General features: G+C 67.7%; 20 protein-coding genes. 8 read left to right on the top strand and 12 right to left on the bottom strand.

The features are described 5' to 3' along the window. Positions 1 to 96: 96 nt before the first annotated feature. Both A3OM_RS0102000 and A3OM_RS0101995 read right to left on the bottom strand, forming a co-directional pair. Entirely contained in the window at positions 97 to 597 is a 501-nt protein-coding gene (locus tag A3OM_RS0102000; RefSeq protein WP_157196421.1) for a DUF3016 domain-containing protein, read from the bottom strand. A gap of 3 nt (positions 598 to 600) precedes the next feature. Further along, positions 601 to 1,110: a DUF2244 domain-containing protein gene (locus A3OM_RS0101995; protein ID WP_018042066.1), complete on the bottom strand. Its 510-nt coding sequence runs from the start codon at positions 1,108 to 1,110 to the stop codon at positions 601 to 603. Positions 1,111 to 1,157: 47 nt separating this feature from the next. Between A3OM_RS0101995 and nth the strand changes: the two genes are divergently transcribed. Then, on the top strand, positions 1,158 to 1,928 hold the full coding sequence (gene nth, locus A3OM_RS0101990) for an endonuclease III (protein WP_018042065.1): 771 nt from the start codon (positions 1,158 to 1,160) through the stop codon (positions 1,926 to 1,928). A 207-nt stretch (positions 1,929 to 2,135) separates the two neighbouring features. Next, positions 2,136 to 2,930: a phosphoribosylaminoimidazolesuccinocarboxamide synthase gene (purC, locus tag A3OM_RS0101985; RefSeq protein WP_026175628.1), complete on the top strand. Its 795-nt coding sequence runs from the start codon at positions 2,136 to 2,138 to the stop codon at positions 2,928 to 2,930. Positions 2,931 to 3,022: 92 nt separating this feature from the next. On the opposite strand, the gene A3OM_RS0101980 is transcribed toward purC, so the two are convergent. After that, positions 3,023 to 3,673 (bottom strand): hypothetical protein, encoded by a 651-nt coding sequence (locus A3OM_RS0101980; RefSeq protein ID WP_018042063.1) that lies wholly within the window; start codon positions 3,671 to 3,673, stop codon positions 3,023 to 3,025. A gap of 44 nt (positions 3,674 to 3,717) precedes the next feature. Continuing rightward, on the bottom strand, positions 3,718 to 4,197 hold the full coding sequence (locus tag A3OM_RS0101975; RefSeq protein WP_043764423.1) for an invasion associated locus B family protein: 480 nt from the start codon (positions 4,195 to 4,197) through the stop codon (positions 3,718 to 3,720). Between the two features lie 276 nt (positions 4,198 to 4,473). Between A3OM_RS0101975 and A3OM_RS0101970 the strand changes: the two genes are divergently transcribed. After that, positions 4,474 to 4,851 (top strand): hypothetical protein, encoded by a 378-nt coding sequence (locus tag A3OM_RS0101970; RefSeq protein ID WP_018042061.1) that lies wholly within the window; start codon positions 4,474 to 4,476, stop codon positions 4,849 to 4,851. A gap of 36 nt (positions 4,852 to 4,887) precedes the next feature. Here the strand turns inward: A3OM_RS0101970 and A3OM_RS0101965 are convergent, their stop codons facing one another. Then, positions 4,888 to 5,622: a SprT family zinc-dependent metalloprotease gene (locus tag A3OM_RS0101965; RefSeq protein WP_018042060.1), complete on the bottom strand. Its 735-nt coding sequence runs from the start codon at positions 5,620 to 5,622 to the stop codon at positions 4,888 to 4,890. Positions 5,623 to 5,704: 82 nt separating this feature from the next. After that, on the bottom strand, positions 5,705 to 6,973 hold the full coding sequence (phaZ, locus tag A3OM_RS0101960) for a polyhydroxyalkanoate depolymerase (protein WP_018042059.1): 1,269 nt from the start codon (positions 6,971 to 6,973) through the stop codon (positions 5,705 to 5,707). Positions 6,974 to 7,155: 182 nt separating this feature from the next. Between phaZ and A3OM_RS0101955 the strand changes: the two genes are divergently transcribed. The 5 genes from A3OM_RS0101955 to purQ all read left to right on the top strand — a co-directional run bounded on the left by A3OM_RS0101955 (position 7,156) and on the right by purQ (position 10,607). After that, positions 7,156 to 8,541: an ActS/PrrB/RegB family redox-sensitive histidine kinase gene (locus A3OM_RS0101955; RefSeq protein WP_018042058.1), complete on the top strand. Its 1,386-nt coding sequence runs from the start codon at positions 7,156 to 7,158 to the stop codon at positions 8,539 to 8,541. A 40-nt stretch (positions 8,542 to 8,581) separates the two neighbouring features. Then, complete coding sequence (locus A3OM_RS0101950) at positions 8,582 to 9,184, top strand: ActR/PrrA/RegA family redox response regulator transcription factor (protein WP_026175626.1); 603 nt, start codon at positions 8,582 to 8,584, stop codon at positions 9,182 to 9,184. A 114-nt stretch (positions 9,185 to 9,298) separates the two neighbouring features. Further along, entirely contained in the window at positions 9,299 to 9,538 is a 240-nt protein-coding gene (locus A3OM_RS0101945; RefSeq protein WP_018042056.1) for a hypothetical protein, read from the top strand. Positions 9,539 to 9,687: 149 nt separating this feature from the next. Next, positions 9,688 to 9,927, top strand: coding sequence for a phosphoribosylformylglycinamidine synthase subunit PurS (gene purS, locus A3OM_RS0101940; protein ID WP_018042055.1), 240 nt, complete (start codon positions 9,688 to 9,690; stop codon positions 9,925 to 9,927). Then, entirely contained in the window at positions 9,927 to 10,607 is a 681-nt protein-coding gene (gene purQ / locus A3OM_RS0101935; RefSeq protein WP_018042054.1) for a phosphoribosylformylglycinamidine synthase subunit PurQ, read from the top strand. The genes purS and purQ overlap by 1 nt, the downstream gene beginning before the upstream one ends. Before the next feature lie 148 nt (positions 10,608 to 10,755). Here purQ and A3OM_RS0101930 read toward each other — a convergent pair whose 3' ends face one another. From A3OM_RS0101930 to A3OM_RS0101905, 6 genes are all read right to left on the bottom strand, one after another. Beyond that, entirely contained in the window at positions 10,756 to 11,301 is a 546-nt protein-coding gene (locus A3OM_RS0101930; RefSeq protein ID WP_018042053.1) for an adenine phosphoribosyltransferase, read from the bottom strand. Between the two features lie 84 nt (positions 11,302 to 11,385). Continuing rightward, entirely contained in the window at positions 11,386 to 12,180 is a 795-nt protein-coding gene (locus A3OM_RS0101925) for an inositol monophosphatase family protein (RefSeq protein WP_026175625.1), read from the bottom strand. A gap of 186 nt (positions 12,181 to 12,366) precedes the next feature. Then, positions 12,367 to 13,332 carry a tetratricopeptide repeat protein gene (locus A3OM_RS0101920; RefSeq protein WP_245257824.1) on the bottom strand — a complete coding sequence of 322 codons (966 nt, stop codon included), beginning with the start codon at positions 13,330 to 13,332 and terminating at the stop codon, positions 12,367 to 12,369. A gap of 80 nt (positions 13,333 to 13,412) precedes the next feature. Then, positions 13,413 to 14,072, bottom strand: coding sequence for a thiamine phosphate synthase (locus A3OM_RS0101915; RefSeq protein ID WP_018042050.1), 660 nt, complete (start codon positions 14,070 to 14,072; stop codon positions 13,413 to 13,415). 119 nt (positions 14,073 to 14,191) lie between these two features. Beyond that, positions 14,192 to 15,262 carry a class II fructose-bisphosphate aldolase gene (gene fba, locus A3OM_RS0101910; protein ID WP_018042049.1) on the bottom strand — a complete coding sequence of 357 codons (1,071 nt, stop codon included), beginning with the start codon at positions 15,260 to 15,262 and terminating at the stop codon, positions 14,192 to 14,194. 291 nt (positions 15,263 to 15,553) lie between these two features. Further along, entirely contained in the window at positions 15,554 to 16,756 is a 1,203-nt protein-coding gene (locus tag A3OM_RS0101905) for a phosphoglycerate kinase (protein ID WP_018042048.1), read from the bottom strand. Positions 16,757 to 16,774: the final 18 nt, after the last annotated feature.

The raw sequence follows: 16,774 nt of genomic DNA, 5'->3' as shown, positions 1-16,774 counted from the left end.
TGCGAAATTTCCGAGCCGGCTCGTCATGCCGTCTCCCCTCCCCTTCGGTGCCCTCGATCCGGCCTCATCCGTCGATTGGCCCGGCCGGGCGTCCGCTCAGCGCCGGTTCGCGAACCGGCGTCGCGCCCATTCCCGGAGCAGTTCGCGTTCATAGGGAAAGCTGCCCGATTGTGCGGAGCGGGCACCGAGCAGGAAGTTGATATCGCTCACCCGCTCCTCGTTCGACGCTATGCGCCGACCACGCCGGTCCGTCAGCGTGTAGCGTAGGCGAAAGGACGGCGGGGTCGCATCGGTGACCACTCGCAGGCCGTAAGGGAAATTGGCACCCGGATTGGGAAACCCCGCCAAGTCCACATCCAAGATTTCGACGACAAGACGCTCGCCGGGGGCAAGGAAGGGTGACGTCACCTGCTCGATGACTCGGCGTAGCTCGGCCAGTGTCGCCTCGGACCCGAGGCCGGAACTGAACCGGTTATTGGCGTCGACGTATTTGTCCGGCTCGATGAAGCGGACCTCCACCGATCCGATGGGGGCGGCGATCGCGGAACCGGCAAAGCCGACGAGAACGAGGGCGAGTTGCAGGAGCAACGGGGGCAAACCTCAGTACCCCCTCTTCACATCCGCCAGTGCCCGCGTCAGTCCCTCGGCGATCCGCTCACGGACGGGGGGCGATGCATCGCGGGCCACCACCACGTATTCCCGGCGCGAGACCAGCGTCAGGGTCTGGAGGCCGTACTCCTCGTCCTCGACCTTGGTCAGCTTGGTCCACAGGGGATTGAAGCGCCATTCACGCCGCTCGCCGCGATGGGTCACGCGGGCGAGCATGACCTCGATGGGCGAAATCATCACTTCCTCGAAGGAGCGCCCGCGCCTGATGCTCGTTTTCAGCGCCACGTAGAGGGCGATCATATCGAGGCCGAAAAAGCCCGCCACCGGCCAGAACCCCGCCTGGACACAGGCGATCGACGTCACCAGCGAGACGACGCCGCAGCCGATCATGACGTTCCGAAAGCCATGATAGGTCAGCGATTGATGCGGGCGAATGGTTGCCTGAAATACCGGGACATCGATGCTGTTCGGGTCGAGCCCGTCGGGATGGGATGGGATCATGTCGCGAACCGTGTTGCCGCTCTCCGTGGGACACATATAACCCACCGATGAAGACCCGACAGTCGAAGCCCCTCAAGAAGTCCGTGACCGCGACGACATCGCCCGCGCCGAAGGAGGCCACACGGGCGGCGACCCTCGCCGCCCCCCTCATAGTCGGGGTGAAGACGGTCCCCTCCCCTGCCGATGCAGAGACGGTCACCGAGATCTTTTCGCGGCTGCGTGCCGCCAACCCGGAACCTCGGGCGGAACTCGACTATCTCAACCCGTTCACGCTTCTCGTGGCGGTGGTACTGTCGGCCCAGGCCACCGACAAAAGCGTGAACCTCGCCACCGCACCCCTCTTTGCCATTGCCGATACGCCGGCGGCGATGCTGGACTTGGGAGAGGAACGGGTGCGCGGCTTCATCCGCACCATCGGCCTGTTAAACACCAAGGCGAAGAACGTCATCGCCCTGTCCCGCATCCTGCTGGAGCAGCATGGCGGCGAGGTGCCGGCCTCGCGCGGGCATCTCGAGATCCTGCCGGGTGTCGGCACCAAGACCGCGAGCGTGGTCATGAACGTCGCCTTCGGCGTGCCCACCATCGCCGTCGACACCCATATCTTCCGGGTCTCGAACCGCATCCCCCTCGTGGTCGCGGCGACGACGGACAAGGTCCAGGCGGGACTGGAGGCGATCGTGCCGGAGCCGTTCCGCCTGAACGCCCACCATTGGCTGATCCTGTTCGGCCGCTACGTGTGCAAAGCGCGCAAGCCCGAATGCCCGACCTGCCTCATCGCCGATCTCTGCCGCTATCCGGACAAGACCGTCGCGGCCTGACGGGACGGCGCTTGCCTCGTCATGCGTATCCGACTCGTACCGCAAGGCCGGGCTGCGGGCGGACGCGTTGTACTGCAAACCCGCTTCGGGTAGTTTGCGCCACGGTCGTCGAGGCTTTCGACAAACGATGTGTTCTCGCGGCCCGGTCTCATCGAGGCCGCCACGCCGCGGATTCCGCACATCGACTGTCCGAAGGAGTCACGGCCCATGGACTTCCTCAAACCACGGTATACGCCTATGAACCGCCGCCGTCGCATCTACGAGGGCAAGGCGAAGGTCCTGTACGAGGGACCCGAGCCGGGAACGCTCATCCAGCATTTCAAGGATGATGCCACCGCCTTCAACGCGCAGAAGCACGAGGTCATCGACGGCAAGGGTGTGCTGAACAACCGGATCTCCGAGTTCGTTTTCCAGCACCTCAACGATATCGGCGTGCCGACCCACTTCATCCGCCGCCTCAACATGCGCGAGCAGCTGATCCGCGAAGTCGAGATCATCCCCCTCGAGGTGGTGGTGCGCAACGTCGCCGCCGGCTCGCTCGCCACCCGCCTCGGCCTCGAGGAAGGCACGCAGCTGCCGCGCTCGATCATCGAGTTCTATTACAAGAACGATGCGCTCAACGACCCGATGGTGTCGGAAGAGCACATCACCGCCTTCGGCTGGGCGACGCCCCAGGAGATCGACGACATCATGGCTCTGGCCATCCGCGTCAACGATTTCCTGTCGGGCCTCTTCCTCGGCGTCGGCATCCGTCTCGTGGACTTCAAGATCGAGACCGGCCGCCTCTGGGAAGGCGACCTGATGCGGATCGTCGTGGCCGACGAGATCTCCCCGGATTCCTGCCGCCTGTGGGATATCAAGAGCCAGGACAAGCTCGACAAGGACCGCTTCCGCAAGGATCTCGGCGGCCTGATCGAGGCCTATACGGAAGTGGCCAAGCGTCTCGGCATCATGTCCGAGAACGAGAAGGTCCAGTCCGGCGGCCCGCGCCTGGTTCAGTAAAAGACTTCACCGAGACGACCTAAAAAAGGGGCCCCGCGCGAGCGGAGGCCCCTTTTTCGTGGCGCATCGACGGGAGAGTGCATGGCGGAGCGCTATTGCGACGCCTCGGGTGCCGCCTCTGCGGGGGCGGCGGCACTTGTCGGAGCGGGCTTGCGCTTGCGCTTCGCCGCAGCCTTGCCAGGCGCTCCGTGCAGCGAGACGCCGATCTCGTAGCTCTCGCTCAGGGGGCGCGGCACCACGAGGTTCTCCTCGATCACCGTGAACAGGCCCTGCGCCTCGCCCGGTCCGATCGACACCGCCACCTTGCGCGCCCGCGCGACGATGGTCTGGTCCCCGGCCTTGATCGTGAAATAGACCGGGGCCTCGAACCGTCCGGGCCGTCCCTGCGGCCCCAGCAGCACCTGCCCCTCGACGCCGACCTTCACGCTCACCGAGCCATCGGCCAGGCGCACACATTCGCGGGCGAGACGACCGAGAGTGATTTGGCTGCGCAGGCTGGCATTGTCGTCGGCCCGGCCGCCATAGCTGCGCAGGGCGGCGCCGTTCTCCGCGACGTCGACCGTGGGGCAATAGACCTCGCCGAGGTCGGCGGGCTGAGACGGCGGAACCGTGGTCCCGCCGTATTTCAGCATGTTGGTGAACCAGTTCCCGTCCTCGGCCAGGGCAGCCCCGGGCATCGTGGCCGCCAAGGGCAGGAATCCCGCAATCAGGGCGATCCCGACCGTTTTCGCGCGTGTCCGCATCCTCAGATCCCGCTGAATCGCCGGCGCGGGGCGCCGGAACAGGCCTATTTCAAGCTGGCGAACCCGTCGCCGAAGCCCTTCATCGACAGGGGGATGCCGACCCCCTCTTCCGGGGTCTGGAACACGATGAACGTGGCCTGCACCCCGGCGCTGAACTGCTTGATGAGGTTGTCGTCCATGACCACCTCCGCGACGCAGCCCGTGGTGAGGCAGCGCACGAACCCGGCCCGGCCGACATCGGTCTTGTCGATCTTCAGGCCGAGCCCGGAGGGCAGCAGCACGCCCAGCGGCGCCACCACGCGCAGCAGGTAGCCGCGATTGTCCGCCGTCTTGAGGACGATGACGACGAGGGTGAGGTTGGGCCGGTCCTCGGCGGCGAGGTACTGGACCAGGGCGCATTGCTCGGCCTTCGCCCCCGCCGGCGTCTCGCAGCGGAGCTGCCAGTCCCCGAAGGTGTTGCGCACCATGCCCTGTGCCTCGGCACGGCCGCCCCCGGCCAGCCCCATGCCGGCGAGTGCGGCCATGCAGATCAGACCGATCCGCGCCGGACGCCCGAGAGAGGTCGCCCGATCCTCGGCGACCCGCCTCGCACGCCCCAGCATTGCTCGAAAACCCACGCGCCGATCCCTCTCGCCTCACCCCTCATGGCTGGGGGGCACCCGATGAAACCCGCGGTGTTCCGACCATGCGCGGCTATTCTGTGTCAAGCGTGACCACTAGTTTACTCTCACGGACTATCGTTACCCAGGATGACGCCCTAGTTCACGGGGCAAAGCCCCAAGCGCCAACGGACCGAGCCCATGCGATTTCCTGCTACCGCCGCGTTCCTGATCCTCGCCGGGATCGCTCCCGCCTCGGCCGAGTCCCTGCCCGTCGACGAGACCACCTATGTGGAGCGGTCGCTCAACCGCGACGGGCCGCTCGTGGTCGAGCACCGGCCGATCCGGCGCATGCCGGGGGGCCGGATCAATTCCAATTCGGCCGAGATCGCCGGCTTCTGCCGCGACGGCGGGTATGTCCGTCGCCTCGACGAGTTCGGCAACCCGACGATCCTGCGCCAGCGCGAAGTCTGCGACAGCGTCGCCCCCCGCACCTTGCGGCCGGGGGACGTGGACGCCCGTCCCACCTGGCCGGTGGAGCAGGTCGAGCGCCGCCGGGTTCTGCGCGCACGCGGGTAGGTCACGATTGGGCAAGGGTCGGACCCGGCCCTTGCCTCAGCCGTAGCGGTGGAGGCTGGCGCCGTTGCGCTTGAGCCAGCGCTCGGCCTCGTCCACATGCGGGCACAGGGATCCCACCAGCGACCAGAACCGCTGGGAATGGTTCATCTCGCGCAAATGGGCCATCTCGTGGGCCACGAGGTAATCGAGCACCAGGGGCGGCGCCAGGATCAGGCGCCAGGAAAAGTTCAGCTCTCCGCGCGCGGTGCAGGAGCCCCAGCGCGAGCGGGTGTCGCGGATGGTGATCCGTTTCGGTCCCTGACCCAACTTCTCCGTATAGACCGACACCGCCTGGGCGAGATCCTTGCGGACCTCCCGCTCCAGGAAATCCCTGACCCGGCGCGGCAGGTGGGGCGCCTCGCACGCCACGGAGAGGACCGGACCGCCCTCCTCCTCCGTGACCAGGGTCACGCCGCCGCGCTCGCTCCGGTGGACGATGCGATGGCCGACACCGCGAAGGGGGAGTTCCGCCCCCGCCTCGAACGCCACACGGTCCGGAACCTTGGCGAGCCGCATGGCGATCCAGCCGCCATGGCTGACCGCGAAGGTGCGCGCCACGGCGAGGGACGTCCGGGCTGGCAGGGTCATCACCACCTCGCCGGTGGCGCTCGAGACGCGCAGGGTCAGCCTGCGGGCCGCCGGGCGGCGGCGCAGGGAGACGCGGAGCTTCGCGCCCTCGTGAAGGATGTCGATATGGTCGGGATCGGACCCGCGCAGCAGGGCGACTCTCATGGCGTCAGCTTAGCGGCAGCCTCCCGCCGCCGCCATCGGGGCGTGGGTCACGTCCAGAACTTTTGCGGGGGCCGATCCCGCACTACGCCGCCGGTCGTCGCTCCAGAGCCGGCAAGGCCTGCATCTCGCGGATGAAGGAGGCGATCCGCGGGGCGATGACCGTGCGATAGCGTGAGCCGTTGAACACCCCGTAATGGCCGACGCGCTCCTGCAGGTGATAGGCCTTGCGCTCGGGCGGCAGGTTCGGGGTCAGGTCGAGGGAAGCCTTGGTCTGGCCGACACCGGAGATGTCGTCGTTCTCGCCCTCGATGGCGAGGATCGCGCAGGTCCGGATCGCGGTGAGGTCCACCCGCTCGCCGCGATGGAGCATCTCGCCCTTCGGCAGGGCGTGGTCGACGAAGACGGTCTTGATCGTCTGAAGGTAGAATTCCGCCGTCAGGTCCATCACCGCGAGATACTCGTCGTAGAAGTCCCGGTGCTTCTCGGCGGAATCGCCGTCGCCGGTGACGAGATGATCGAACATCTCGGTATGGGCGTTGACGTGACGATCGAGGTTCATCGCCATGAATCCGCCAAGCTGGAAGAAGCCCGGATAGACGCTGCGCAGGGCACCGGGATACGCCAGCGGGACCATGGTGATGCAGTTCCGCTCGAACCATGCGGTGCCGCGCTCCTGCGCCAGGCAGTTGACGGCGGTGGGCGAGCGGCGGGTGTCGATGGGGCCGCCCATCAGGGTCATCGAGCGCGGCACCGGCATCGTGCCTTGCGCCTCCATCAACGCCACGGTGGCCAGCACGGGCACCGCCGGCTGACACACGGCCATGACGTGAAGGTCCGGACCGAGGGCGACGAAGATCTCCTTCAGGTAGTCGATGTAGGTGTCGAGATCGAACCGCCCCTCCGTGATCGGCACGAGGCGCGCATCGGTCCAGTCGGTGATGAAGACCTGATGATTGGGGAGCATCGCCTCCACGGTGCCGCGCAGGAGCGTGGCGTAGTGCCCCGACATCGGCGCCACGATCAGGAGCTTGGGCTGCGGCTCGGAGGGGCCGCGCGCGAAGGAGCGGTCGAAGGTCACGACCCGGCAGAACGGCTTCTCCCACACCACCCGCTCGCTCACGGGCACGCTCGCCCCGTCGATCCAGGTTCCGGTGAGCCCGAAGGCCGGCTTGGCGTAGCGCCGGGTTCCGCGCTCGAACATCTCGCAGGCCGCGGCCATGGACTTCGCATAGGGCGAGTAGGCGAGCGGGTTGGCGGGATTCTCCAGGCTGTGCTTGACCATGTCGGCCGCGAGGCGCGCCGGCGCCGTCATCATACGACCGAACTCATACCAGGTGTAGGCCAAGCTCATATCCGCCCCTCCCTCGTCGTCCCGCGTCTCGACTACCAGCGCGACCCGGCGCGGTAGAGAACGCCGCGCCTCGCGAAACGTTCGGTTCGGGACATTCGTACAGGTGCGGAGTGCGCAAGGATGGGCGCAATCGGCGGGCGAACCATGGATTCGCAGCCGTCGAGCGCTATCGTTGAGCGGACATGATCGACATGAGCACCAATGGCTTCGTCCGCGATGCCCGGCACCTTCGGCTCGACACCTTCGTGCGCCTGCGCTGGCTCGCGATCACCGGGCAGAGCGCGGCTGTCGTCGGCGCGCAGTTCGGCCTCGGCCTGCCCCTGCCCTTCGGCTGGTGTTTCCTCGTCATCGCGGCATCCTCCTGGCTGAACCTCGCCCTGCGGATCCGGTTTCCCGCGAGCTACCGCCTGAGCGACGATTCGGCGGCCCTTCTCCTCGCCTTCGATATCATCCAGCTCGCCGCCCTCCTCTTCCTCACCGGCGGCCTGCAGAACCCGTTCTCGCTGCTTTTCCTCGCCCCCGTGCTGATCTCGGCCACGGCCCTGCCCCCGGAGCGGACCCTGGCGCTGGGGCTCCTGGCGGTGGGGCTCGCGACCATGCTGGCGCTGATCCACCGGCCGCTGCCGTGGTTCGCGGACGGGCGGCTCGAACTCCCGTTCCTCTACGTCTCGGGAGTGTGGACGGCGATCCTCCTCGGCACCGCCTTCACCGGGGTCTATGCCTGGAAGGTCTCCGACGAGACCCGGCAGCTCGCCCAGGCCCTCGCGGCCACGGAACTCGTTCTGGCGCGCGAGCAGCACCTCTCGCAGCTCGACGGGCTGGCGGCGGCGGCGGCGCATGAGCTCGGCACGCCTCTCGGCACGATCATGCTCGTCACCAAGGAACTCACGCGCCAGCTCGCCGCCACGGCCTCACCCGCCGTGAAGGACGACCTCGACCTCCTGCGCGACCAGGTCGACCGCTGCCGCGGCATCCTGTCGAAGCTTACCTCCCTCGACGGGGACGAAGCCGGTATCCTCCAGACCGTGACACTGAGCCATCTCGTGGAGGAGTTGGTGGCGCCCCAGCGCGCCATGGGCATCGCGCTCGACGTCACCAGCCGGGGCGACGGAATCGAGCCGGCGTGCCGGCGCAATCCGGGGGTGCTGTTCGGCCTCGCCAACATCGTCGACAACGCCGTGGACTTCGCCACCAGCCGCGTCGTCATCGAGGCGCGCTGGACCGCCGAGCGGGTCTCCCTCGAGATCAGCGACGACGGCCCGGGCTTCTCCAGCGAGATCCTGCTGCGGGCGGGCGAGCCCTACGTCACCACCCGAAGCCCCGACAAAACGCGCGGCGGGAACAGCGTCGGCGCCGGCCTCGGCCTCGGTCTGTTCATCGCAAAGACCCTGATCGAACGCTCCGGCGCGCAGCTTACGCTCTCCAACGTGTCGGGCCACCAAGCAACCGGAGCCGTGGTCCGCGTATCCTGGGCGCGCCACATCTTCGAGCGGGACACGCTTCCCCGGCGCGGCACGGAATTCAACGCCGAGGTGCCCCTGACCGAACGCAGTCCGGCCCCTATATAAGTTGCCAACAACTCGGTTTTGGAAAATGGAGGAGCGTCGGATGCTGACGCAGAGTGTAAGTCCGGGGCTTGCCGCCGATGCGCTGCAGACGTCGGAATCCGATCCGCTGGCGGCCTATGCCGACCGCACCTTGCTGATCGTGGACGACGACAGGCCGTTCTCAACCCGCCTGGCGCGGGCGATGGAAGCCCGCGGCTACGAGGTTCAGGTGGCCGAGAGCGTGGCCGAGGGCGTGTCCCTGGTGGAGAACCGTGCACCCGCCTTCGCGGTCATCGACATGCGCCTCGGCGACGGTAACGGCCTCGACGTGATCGCGCGGCTGAAGGAGAAGCGGCCCGAGGCCCGGGGCGTCATCCTCACCGGCTACGGCAACATCGCCACCGCCGTCACCGCCGTGAAGCTCGGCGCGTTCGATTACCTCGCCAAGCCCGCCGATGCGGACGAGATCCACGGCACGTTGATGGCGCAGCCGGGCGAGCGGGCCGACCCGCCGGAAAACCCGATGTCGGCCGATCGCGTGCGCTGGGAGCATATCCAGCGGGTGTATGAATTGTGCAGCCGCAACGTCTCGGAGACGGCACGCCGCCTCAACATGCACCGGCGCACGCTCCAGCGTATCCTCGCCAAGCGCGCGCCGCGCTGACCCGTCCCTGACGACGACCCCGGCGCCGCGATGTTGCGCGGGACCGGACTGGCGCTGTAAAGCTCCGGCCGCCCGCCGCAATCGCTGCTCCGGGGTCGACGGAGATGCATCCCCGTGAATACGCGCAACCTGATCACGATCGTCAGCATGATGGTGCTGGTGGGCACCGAAGTCTTCGCCGTCGCCATCGCCGCAGGCTGGGCGCTCGCCGGCCTGCTCGATCTCGGCGATACCGTGGGCCATGTCCTCATGGTCCTGTTCAGTGCGATCGCCGTCTGGATCATGGTCCAGCTCTGGCGCCGTGCGGTGAGCATCGAGCCGATTCGCGCCGCCGCACCGGCCGCCCGTCGCTGATCCACGACATAATCCCGAATCGCTCTTGCGGCTGACGGAGCTGGAACAGGCTGGGAAACATCCCCGCCGCGATGGGGCAGCCGCGTTGCATGGTCGGCATTTCCCGACTATCGCCTGACGGGTCGAGCCACAGCACCGAGTCCGAGACCATGAAAGCCCGCATCATCGTCACCCTGAAGACCGGCGTGCTCGACCCTCAGGGCAAGGCGATCGAATCCGCTCTCTCGTCCTTCGGCATCTCCGGCATCGAGGGTGTCCGCCAGGGCAAGGTGTTCGACGTCGAGATCGCCGACACGGATCCGGCCAGCGCCGAAGCGACGCTGAAGAGCGCCTGCGAGAAGCTGCTCGCGAACACCGTTGTCGAGAACTACGAGATCGAGATCGTCTGATGCGCGCCGCGATCGTCGTCTTCCCCGGCTCCAACCGCGACGGCGACGTCGCCCGCGCCCTGCGCCTCGCCGGCGCGGAGGTGGTCAAGGTCTGGCACACCGAGACGGCGCTGCCGGCCGGCACCGACCTCGCGGTGCTTCCGGGCGGCTTCTCCTACGGAGACTATCTCCGCTGCGGGGCCATCGCCGGACGCGCCGCCGCCATGGATGCCGTCCGCGACCACGCCGCCCGCGGCGGTCTGGTGCTCGGCATCTGCAATGGCTTCCAGATCCTGTGCGAATCCGGCCTCCTGCCGGGCGTGCTGATGCGCAACGTCGACCGGCGCTTCATCTGCCACCGCCAACTGCTCCGGGTAGAGCGTGCCGATACGCGCTTCACGTCGTCCTATGCCAAGGGCCAGGTGATCGACGTCTGCGTGGCGCATGGCGAGGGCAATTACTTCGCCGACGCCGACACGGTCGCCCGCCTCGAAGGCGACGGCCGCGTGGCCTTCCGCTATTCCGACGCCTCGGGCGACCTGACCGTGGATGCCAACCGGAACGGCTCGCTGAACTCCATCGCCGGTATCTACAGCGAAAACCTCAACGTGCTCGGTATGATGCCGCACCCGGAGAACTTCGTCGAAGGTCTCATCGGCGGGGTCGACGGGCGCGGATTGTTCGAAAGCCTCGCGGCGTAGTGCGAAAAACCCTCTCCCCCCTGCAGGAGAGGGTGCCTGCAAAGCAGGCGGGAGAGGATAAGACCTCTCCGAAGGTGGCGCTCCCCTCATTCGACCCGCTGGCGCGGGCCCCCTTCTCCCGCACAGGAGAGAAGGACGCGTCGTGCCTTCAATGCCCGTCGAATTCCATCAACGTCCGCACCGGCACATTGAGGTCGCGCAGCTTCTGCGCTCCGCCGATCTCGGGCAGGTCGATGACGAAGCAGGCAGCCACCACCTCGGCGCCGATCTGGCGCAGCAGGTTCACCGCCGCGCAGGCGGTGCCGCCGGTGGCGATGAGGTCGTCCACCAGCAGCACCTTGTCGCCCGGCTTGATGGCGTCCACGTGGATTTCCATCTCGTCGGTGCCGTATTCCAGCGCGTAGGCGATGGAGACGGTCTTGTGGGGCAGCTTGCCCTTCTTGCGGATCGGCACGAAGCCCGAGGAGAGCTGGTGCGCCACCGCGCCGCCGAGGATGAAGCCCCGCGCCTCGATTCCCGCTACCTGATCGATCCGCCCGCCCGCGAAAGGATGGACCAGCGAATCGACTGCACGGCGAAACGCGCGCGGATCGCTCAGGAGCGTGGTGATGTCGCGAAAGACGATACCGGGCTTCGGGTAATCCGGAATCGAGCGGATCGAATCCTTCAGCGCGGAGTGGCGGCGGGCTTCCATTCGGGCGGCTTTCGCGAGGAGATGTCGGGATCGGAGCGGGTTAGGATATGCCGCGCCCCGGCTGGAAAGCCGGGGCCTCGGGCTTCAGGCGTTGGCGCGGCGCAGGAGCTTCACGAGGTCGCCGTGCAGGCTCTCGTTGCCGGCGGCCACCGAGCGTGCGGCCAGGGGCTCCGCACCGCCATCGGCGCTGGTGACGAAGCCGCCGGCCTCGCGGACCAGGATGATGCCGGCCGCGATGTCCCAGGTCTGCAGGTCACGCTCCCAGTAGAGGTCCGAGCGGCCGCAGGCGACGTAGGCGAGGTCGAGGGCGGCCGAGCCGAAGCGGCGGGCACCGCCGGTCACCGCCATCACCGCCGCCACTTCGCGCAGGAGCTTCGGGTGATCGCCGCGCCCGAGATAGGGCGAGCCATAAGCGACGAGAGCGTCGGCGAGATCGGTCCGGCCGGAGACGCGCAGGCGGCGGTTGTTGAGATAGGCGCCCTTGCCGCGCTCAGCCACGAACAGTTCGTCCTTGGCCGGATCGTAGATGACGCCGGCGACGATCTGGCCTTCGCGCTCGAGACCCACCGAGATCGCGAAATGCGGGATGCCGTGGAGGAAGTTGGTGGTGCCGTCGAGGGGGTCGACATGCCAGGTATGGCTCTTGTCCTGTCCTTCGATATTCCCGGATTCCTCGAGGATCAGGCCGTAGCCGGGACGCGCCTTCATCAGGGCGTCGCGCAGCACCTCCTCGGCCTTGCGGTCGGCGGCGGAGACGAAGTTGCCGGGGCCTTTACGCGAAACCTGGAGGTTCTCGATCTCGCCGTAGTCGCGCTTGAGGCCACGGGCGGCCTTGCGGACGGCGTCGACCATGACGGTCATGAGGGGTGAGCTGATCATCGATGCAAAGGTCCGGGTCGATTCAAAGAACGGTCTTGCGCGGCCATAGCATGTTTGCCGCCCGCCTCACCCCTCGCCGATGCGGGGCAGAGGAGAAACGCGCGCAGGCGCCCATGGATGCCGCATCGTCCGCACCAAGCCGCGCGCGGGAAGTCGACGATGAGGTCTCCCCATCGTCGACTGGTATCACTCCACCTTCATCCGCGCCTCGGCCAGTCGCTCGGCCCGGCCGCGCTCCTCGGCGGTGAGGCCGGCGAGGGTCTCGTCGAGCTTCGGGTCGGAGCGCCCCTGGGCGGCGGCGGCGAGATTCCAGGCCGCCGCCTCGACAGGGTTTTTCTGCATCCCCCGTCCGAGGGCATAGAGGATGGCCACGCGATTCTGCGCGATGGCGTTGCCGCGCGACGCCGCGTGGAGGAAGTAGCGGGCCGCGCGGGCCTCGTCTTTCTCGACACCGATGCCGTTGAACAGCAGGATCGCGAACTCGACCTCACCGGCGAGATCGCCGTTATCGGCGGCGCGCCGGAACCACTCGGCCGCCTGTTTAGGATCCTTCGGTACCCCCCTCCCCTGGAGGTAGAGCACGCCGAGATCGTGCTGGGCGGGGCCGATCTCGCCCTCGGCCGCCTTGCGGAACAACTCGGCCGCCTTGGCTTCGTCCGGCTCGGTTCCCGTGCCGATCAGGATCAGGGCGAGGTTGTAGGCGGCCGTGGTGTCGCCCTTGGCGGAGGCCTGTTCGAGCCAGCGGCGCCCGGCCTTCGGGTCCTTCGTGCCGCCACGGCCATCGATCGACATCAGGCCGAGGGAGGCCATGGCGTGGGTGTCGCCCTGGTTGGCGGCCAGACGGTACCATTCGGCCGCCTTCACCGGGTCCTGCTTGACCCCGAGGCCCTGGTTGTAGAGCTCGCCGAGCAGCGTCATCGCCGCAGCGTCCTTGTTGTCGGCGGCGATCCGCTTCGTCGCCTCGCGGAAGGCGGTGGTATATTGGCCGCGCTGGTAGGCACCGAAGGCGATGTCGGGTTCGGTCTTCGAACGGGGCGGCACCGCGCCGGTCGCGCCGATGGAATACGGCGTCGGGAGTTCTCGCAGCTGCCCCTTCAACGTCTCCTTGGGGCGAGGCGTCAGCGATTGGGGGCCGGCCGGGTCGGTCGGCATCACCTTCGGCGCTTCGGCACAGGCAGCGAACGCCAGTCCCTCCGCCAGGGCGAGGGCGAAGGCGGCCCGGCGGACCCGCCTCACGTATCGGCCTCCGACGCCGCGACCAAGGCCTGGATGGCGGCGATATCCGCCCCTTCTCCCATCCACAGGTGGCTTTCCAGCCCGAGGAACTCGGCCCCCGTCGCCAGGAGACCGTCCACCTGGGCCAGATCATGGGCCACGGCGATGCACGGAGTCTCGAAGATTTCGACCCACCATTCCGCGCGCTCGCGCACGGTATCGGCATCGGGCGCGATCCCGTCCGAGTAGATCCCCCCGAACATCACGTAATCGACACCGGCCTCGCCGGCCTCCATCGCCGCGTGCTTCTGCTCATGCCCGCCGGCTCCGAGGATTCGACCGTCGCTGAGGCGTTCGCGCAGATCCTGCAGGGCACCGTCCCGCGCCTTGTCGAGATGAACCCCGTCCGCCCCGCCACGCGCGGCCACGCTGACGACGTCGCCGGCGAAATCGGACACGGTGATGACCAGGGCGGCGCCGGTCGATTGCGCGGCCGGAGCGAGCCGCTTGACGAGGTTCACGAGGCTGCGCTCGTCGGCCGGGGCGAGCCGCAGGAGCACCGCCGCCACGTCCCCCGCCGCGCAGGCGGCGGTCAGCGCTTCGGCGAGGGCATCGGCCCGGTCGGAATCCACCCGATGGGGGGACAGGAGTGCGAGGCGGGTGCGGGGTTCGGCCATTCTTGTCGTCCTAACGGCATCATCCCGAGGCGCGGGCTCCGCGTCTCGGGGACAGGCGATGCGAGATCACCGCGTCACGGCATGGTTCCGGATGCGATCCGGTACCACGGAACAGGGTCTCAGGCGGCGCCGATCTTCGGGTCGAGCGAGCCGTTGGCATAGCGCTTGGCCATCTCGGAGACCGAGATCGGGCGGATCTTCGAGCCCTGACCGGCGGTGCCGAATTCCTCGAAACGCTGGCGGCAGAGCTTCGTCATCGCATCCATGGCGGGCTTCAGATACTTGCGCGGATCGAACTCGGCCGGGTTCTCGGTGAGAACCTTCCGGATCTGGCCGGTCATGGCCATGCGGTTGTCGGTGTCGATGTTGATCTTGCGCACGCCGTGCTTGATGCCGCGCTGGATCTCGGCCACCGGCACGCCCCAGGTGGGCTTCATCTGCCCGCCGTAGGAATTGATGATGTCCTGCAGGTCCTGCGGCACCGAGGAAGAGCCGTGCATGACGAGGTGAGTCGTCGGCAGGCGGCGGTGGATCTCCTCGATCACGTTCATGGCCAGCACGTCGCCGTCCGGCTGGCGGGTGAACTTGTAGGCGCCGTGGCTGGTGCCCATGGCGACGGCGAGCGCGTCGACCTTGGTAGCGGTAACGAACTTCACCGCCTCTTCCGGGTCGGTGAGGAGCTGGTCGTGGCTCAGCACGCCCTCGGCGCCATGGCCGTCCTCGGCCTCGCCCTGGCCGCTCTCCAACGAGCCGAGCACGCCGAGCTCGCCCTCCACCGAGACGCCGGCCCAATGGGCCATGCGGGTGACGTTGCCGGTGATCTCGACATTGTAGGCGTAGTCGGCGGGGGTCTTGCCGTCGGCCTTGAGCGAACCGTCCATCATCACCGAGGTGAAGCCGTACTGGATCGCCGTGGCACAGGTGGCTTCGTTGTTGCCGTGGTCGAGATGCATGCAGACGGGGATGTGGGGGTAGATCTCCACGAGGCCGTCGATGAGCTTGGCCAGCACCACGTCGTTGGCATAGGCGCGCGCGCCCTTGCTCGCCTGCAGGATCACCGGCGAATCGGTGGCATCCGCCGCCGCCATGATGGCCAACCCCTGTTCCATGTTATTCAGGTTGAAGGCCGGAACGCCGTATTCGTATTCGGCGGCGTGATCCAGGAGCTGCCTCAGGGTGATACGTGCCATTGGTGTCTCCTAAAAACGATGGGGCCGACCCGTGGGCCGCCATCCGCTGACAATTCGTCTGCCTTGTCGGACCTTACCGGGTCCGCCGCAACTCCATCGCGAAGACTTCGGCGACAGAACGCTGTGTCGTCATCCCAAGATCCCAGCCAAACACCTCATCCCGAGGTGCCCAAGCGCAGCGAAGGCTTCGAAGGAGCCCTCCGGTTCGCCCGGAGGATGCCGGACCCCTCGTTCGAGGCCCGCTGCCTCAGGCGCCTCAGGATGAGGTGATGGGACCTGGGATGGAGCCGGTCACCCCTTGACGCGCAGGGCCTCGACGCCGGGCAGGACCTTGCCTTCCAGCCATTCGAGGAACGCGCCGCCGGCGGTGGATACGTAGGAGAAGTCGTCGGCGACGCCGGCATGGTTGAGGGCGGCCACCGTGTCGCCGCCACCCGCCACCGAGACGAGCTTGCCGGCCTTGGTGCGTTCGGCCGCGTGGCGGGCCGCCGCCACCGTCGCGGCGTCGAAGGGGGTCAACTCGAAGGCACCGAGCGGACCGTTCCAGACCAGGGTGGCGGCCTCGTCGATGGCGGCATCGATCTCGGCCACCGAGGCCGGGCCGGCATCGAGGATCATGCCGGTCTCCGACACGGCGTCGACGCCCACGGTCTCATGTGCCGCGTTGGCCTTGAACTCGGCGGCGACCACGGCGTCCACGGGCAGGATGATGCGGCACTTGGCGGAAGCGGCGGCGTCGAGGATGCGGAGCGCCGTCTCGGCGAGATCCTTTTCGCACAGGGACTTGCCGACGGCTTTCCCTTGAGCGTGCAGGAAGGTGTTGGCCATGCCGCCGCCGATGACGAGCATGTCCACCTTGGCGACGAGATTCTGCAGGAGGTCGATCTTCGAGGAGACCTTGGCGCCGCCGACCAATGCGATGACCGGGCGGCTCGGCGCCTCCAGCCCCTTGGTGAGCGCGTCGAGCTCCGCCTGCATCAGCCGGCCCGCATAGGCCGGCAGCACATGGGCGAGGCCCTCGGTCGAGGCATGGGCGCGGTGGGCGGCCGAGAAGGCCTCGTTGACGAAGACGTCGCCGTTGGCGGCGAGCGCCGCCACGAAACCGGTCTCGTTTGTCTCTTCGCCGGAGTGGAAGCGGGTGTTCTCCAGGAGGAGGACGTCGCCGTCCTTCAGCGCCGAGACGGCCGAGGACGCGGCCTCGCCGATGCAATCCTCGGCGAAGGCGACCGGGCGGCCGAGACGGTCGGACAGGGCGGAGACCACCTGCTTGAGCGAATCTGCCCCCACCGGCTTGCCCTTGGGGCGGCCGAAATGCGCCAGCAGCACCACACGCCCGCCGCCATCGGCGATCTCGCGGATCGTCGGGACGATCCTCTCGATACGGGTGGCGTCGGTGACGCGTTCCCCCTCCATCGGCACGTTCAGGTCGACGCGGAGAAGCACGCGCTTGCCCTGGAGGGAGCCGGCATCGTCGAGGGTGCGGAAAGCGGTCATCCTGGCCTTCAGTGTCGT

This window comes from Methylobacterium sp. 88A (assembly GCF_000376345.1).
Taxonomy (GTDB): domain Bacteria; phylum Pseudomonadota; class Alphaproteobacteria; order Rhizobiales; family Beijerinckiaceae; genus Methylobacterium; species Methylobacterium bullatum.
Note: the sequence above shows the minus strand (reverse complement) of the source record. Positions and strands in the feature narration are given on the sequence as shown.

Excerpts from the sequence above, each read along its gene's own strand:
- A3OM_RS0101970 (WP_018042061.1), top strand. The coding sequence starts at position 4,474 with ATGCGATTTCCTGCTACCGCCGCGTTCCTGATCCTCGCCGGGATCGCT.
- purQ (WP_018042054.1), top strand. The coding sequence starts at position 9,927 with ATGCGCGCCGCGATCGTCGTCTTCCCCGGCTCCAACCGCGACGGCGAC.
- A3OM_RS0101925 (WP_026175625.1), bottom strand. The coding sequence starts at position 12,180 with ATGATCAGCTCACCCCTCATGACCGTCATGGTCGACGCCGTCCGCAAG.
- phaZ (WP_018042059.1), bottom strand. The coding sequence starts at position 6,973 with ATGAGCTTGGCCTACACCTGGTATGAGTTCGGTCGTATGATGACGGCG.
- A3OM_RS0101930 (WP_018042053.1), bottom strand. The coding sequence starts at position 11,301 with ATGGAAGCCCGCCGCCACTCCGCGCTGAAGGATTCGATCCGCTCGATT.
- purC (WP_026175628.1), top strand. The coding sequence starts at position 2,136 with ATGGACTTCCTCAAACCACGGTATACGCCTATGAACCGCCGCCGTCGC.
- nth (WP_018042065.1), top strand. The coding sequence starts at position 1,158 with ATGAAGACCCGACAGTCGAAGCCCCTCAAGAAGTCCGTGACCGCGACG.
- purS (WP_018042055.1), top strand. The coding sequence starts at position 9,688 with ATGAAAGCCCGCATCATCGTCACCCTGAAGACCGGCGTGCTCGACCCT.
- A3OM_RS0101905 (WP_018042048.1), bottom strand. The coding sequence starts at position 16,756 with ATGACCGCTTTCCGCACCCTCGACGATGCCGGCTCCCTCCAGGGCAAG.
- A3OM_RS0101965 (WP_018042060.1), bottom strand. The coding sequence starts at position 5,622 with ATGAGAGTCGCCCTGCTGCGCGGGTCCGATCCCGACCATATCGACATC.
- A3OM_RS0101950 (WP_026175626.1), top strand. The coding sequence starts at position 8,582 with ATGCTGACGCAGAGTGTAAGTCCGGGGCTTGCCGCCGATGCGCTGCAG.
- A3OM_RS0101975 (WP_043764423.1), bottom strand. The coding sequence starts at position 4,197 with ATGGCCGCACTCGCCGGCATGGGGCTGGCCGGGGGCGGCCGTGCCGAG.
- A3OM_RS0101995 (WP_018042066.1), bottom strand. The coding sequence starts at position 1,110 with ATGATCCCATCCCATCCCGACGGGCTCGACCCGAACAGCATCGATGTC.
- A3OM_RS0101955 (WP_018042058.1), top strand. The coding sequence starts at position 7,156 with ATGATCGACATGAGCACCAATGGCTTCGTCCGCGATGCCCGGCACCTT.
- A3OM_RS0101915 (WP_018042050.1), bottom strand. The coding sequence starts at position 14,072 with ATGGCCGAACCCCGCACCCGCCTCGCACTCCTGTCCCCCCATCGGGTG.
- A3OM_RS0101920 (WP_245257824.1), bottom strand. The coding sequence starts at position 13,332 with ATGCCGACCGACCCGGCCGGCCCCCAATCGCTGACGCCTCGCCCCAAG.
- A3OM_RS0101980 (WP_018042063.1), bottom strand. The coding sequence starts at position 3,673 with ATGCGGACACGCGCGAAAACGGTCGGGATCGCCCTGATTGCGGGATTC.
- fba (WP_018042049.1), bottom strand. The coding sequence starts at position 15,262 with ATGGCACGTATCACCCTGAGGCAGCTCCTGGATCACGCCGCCGAATAC.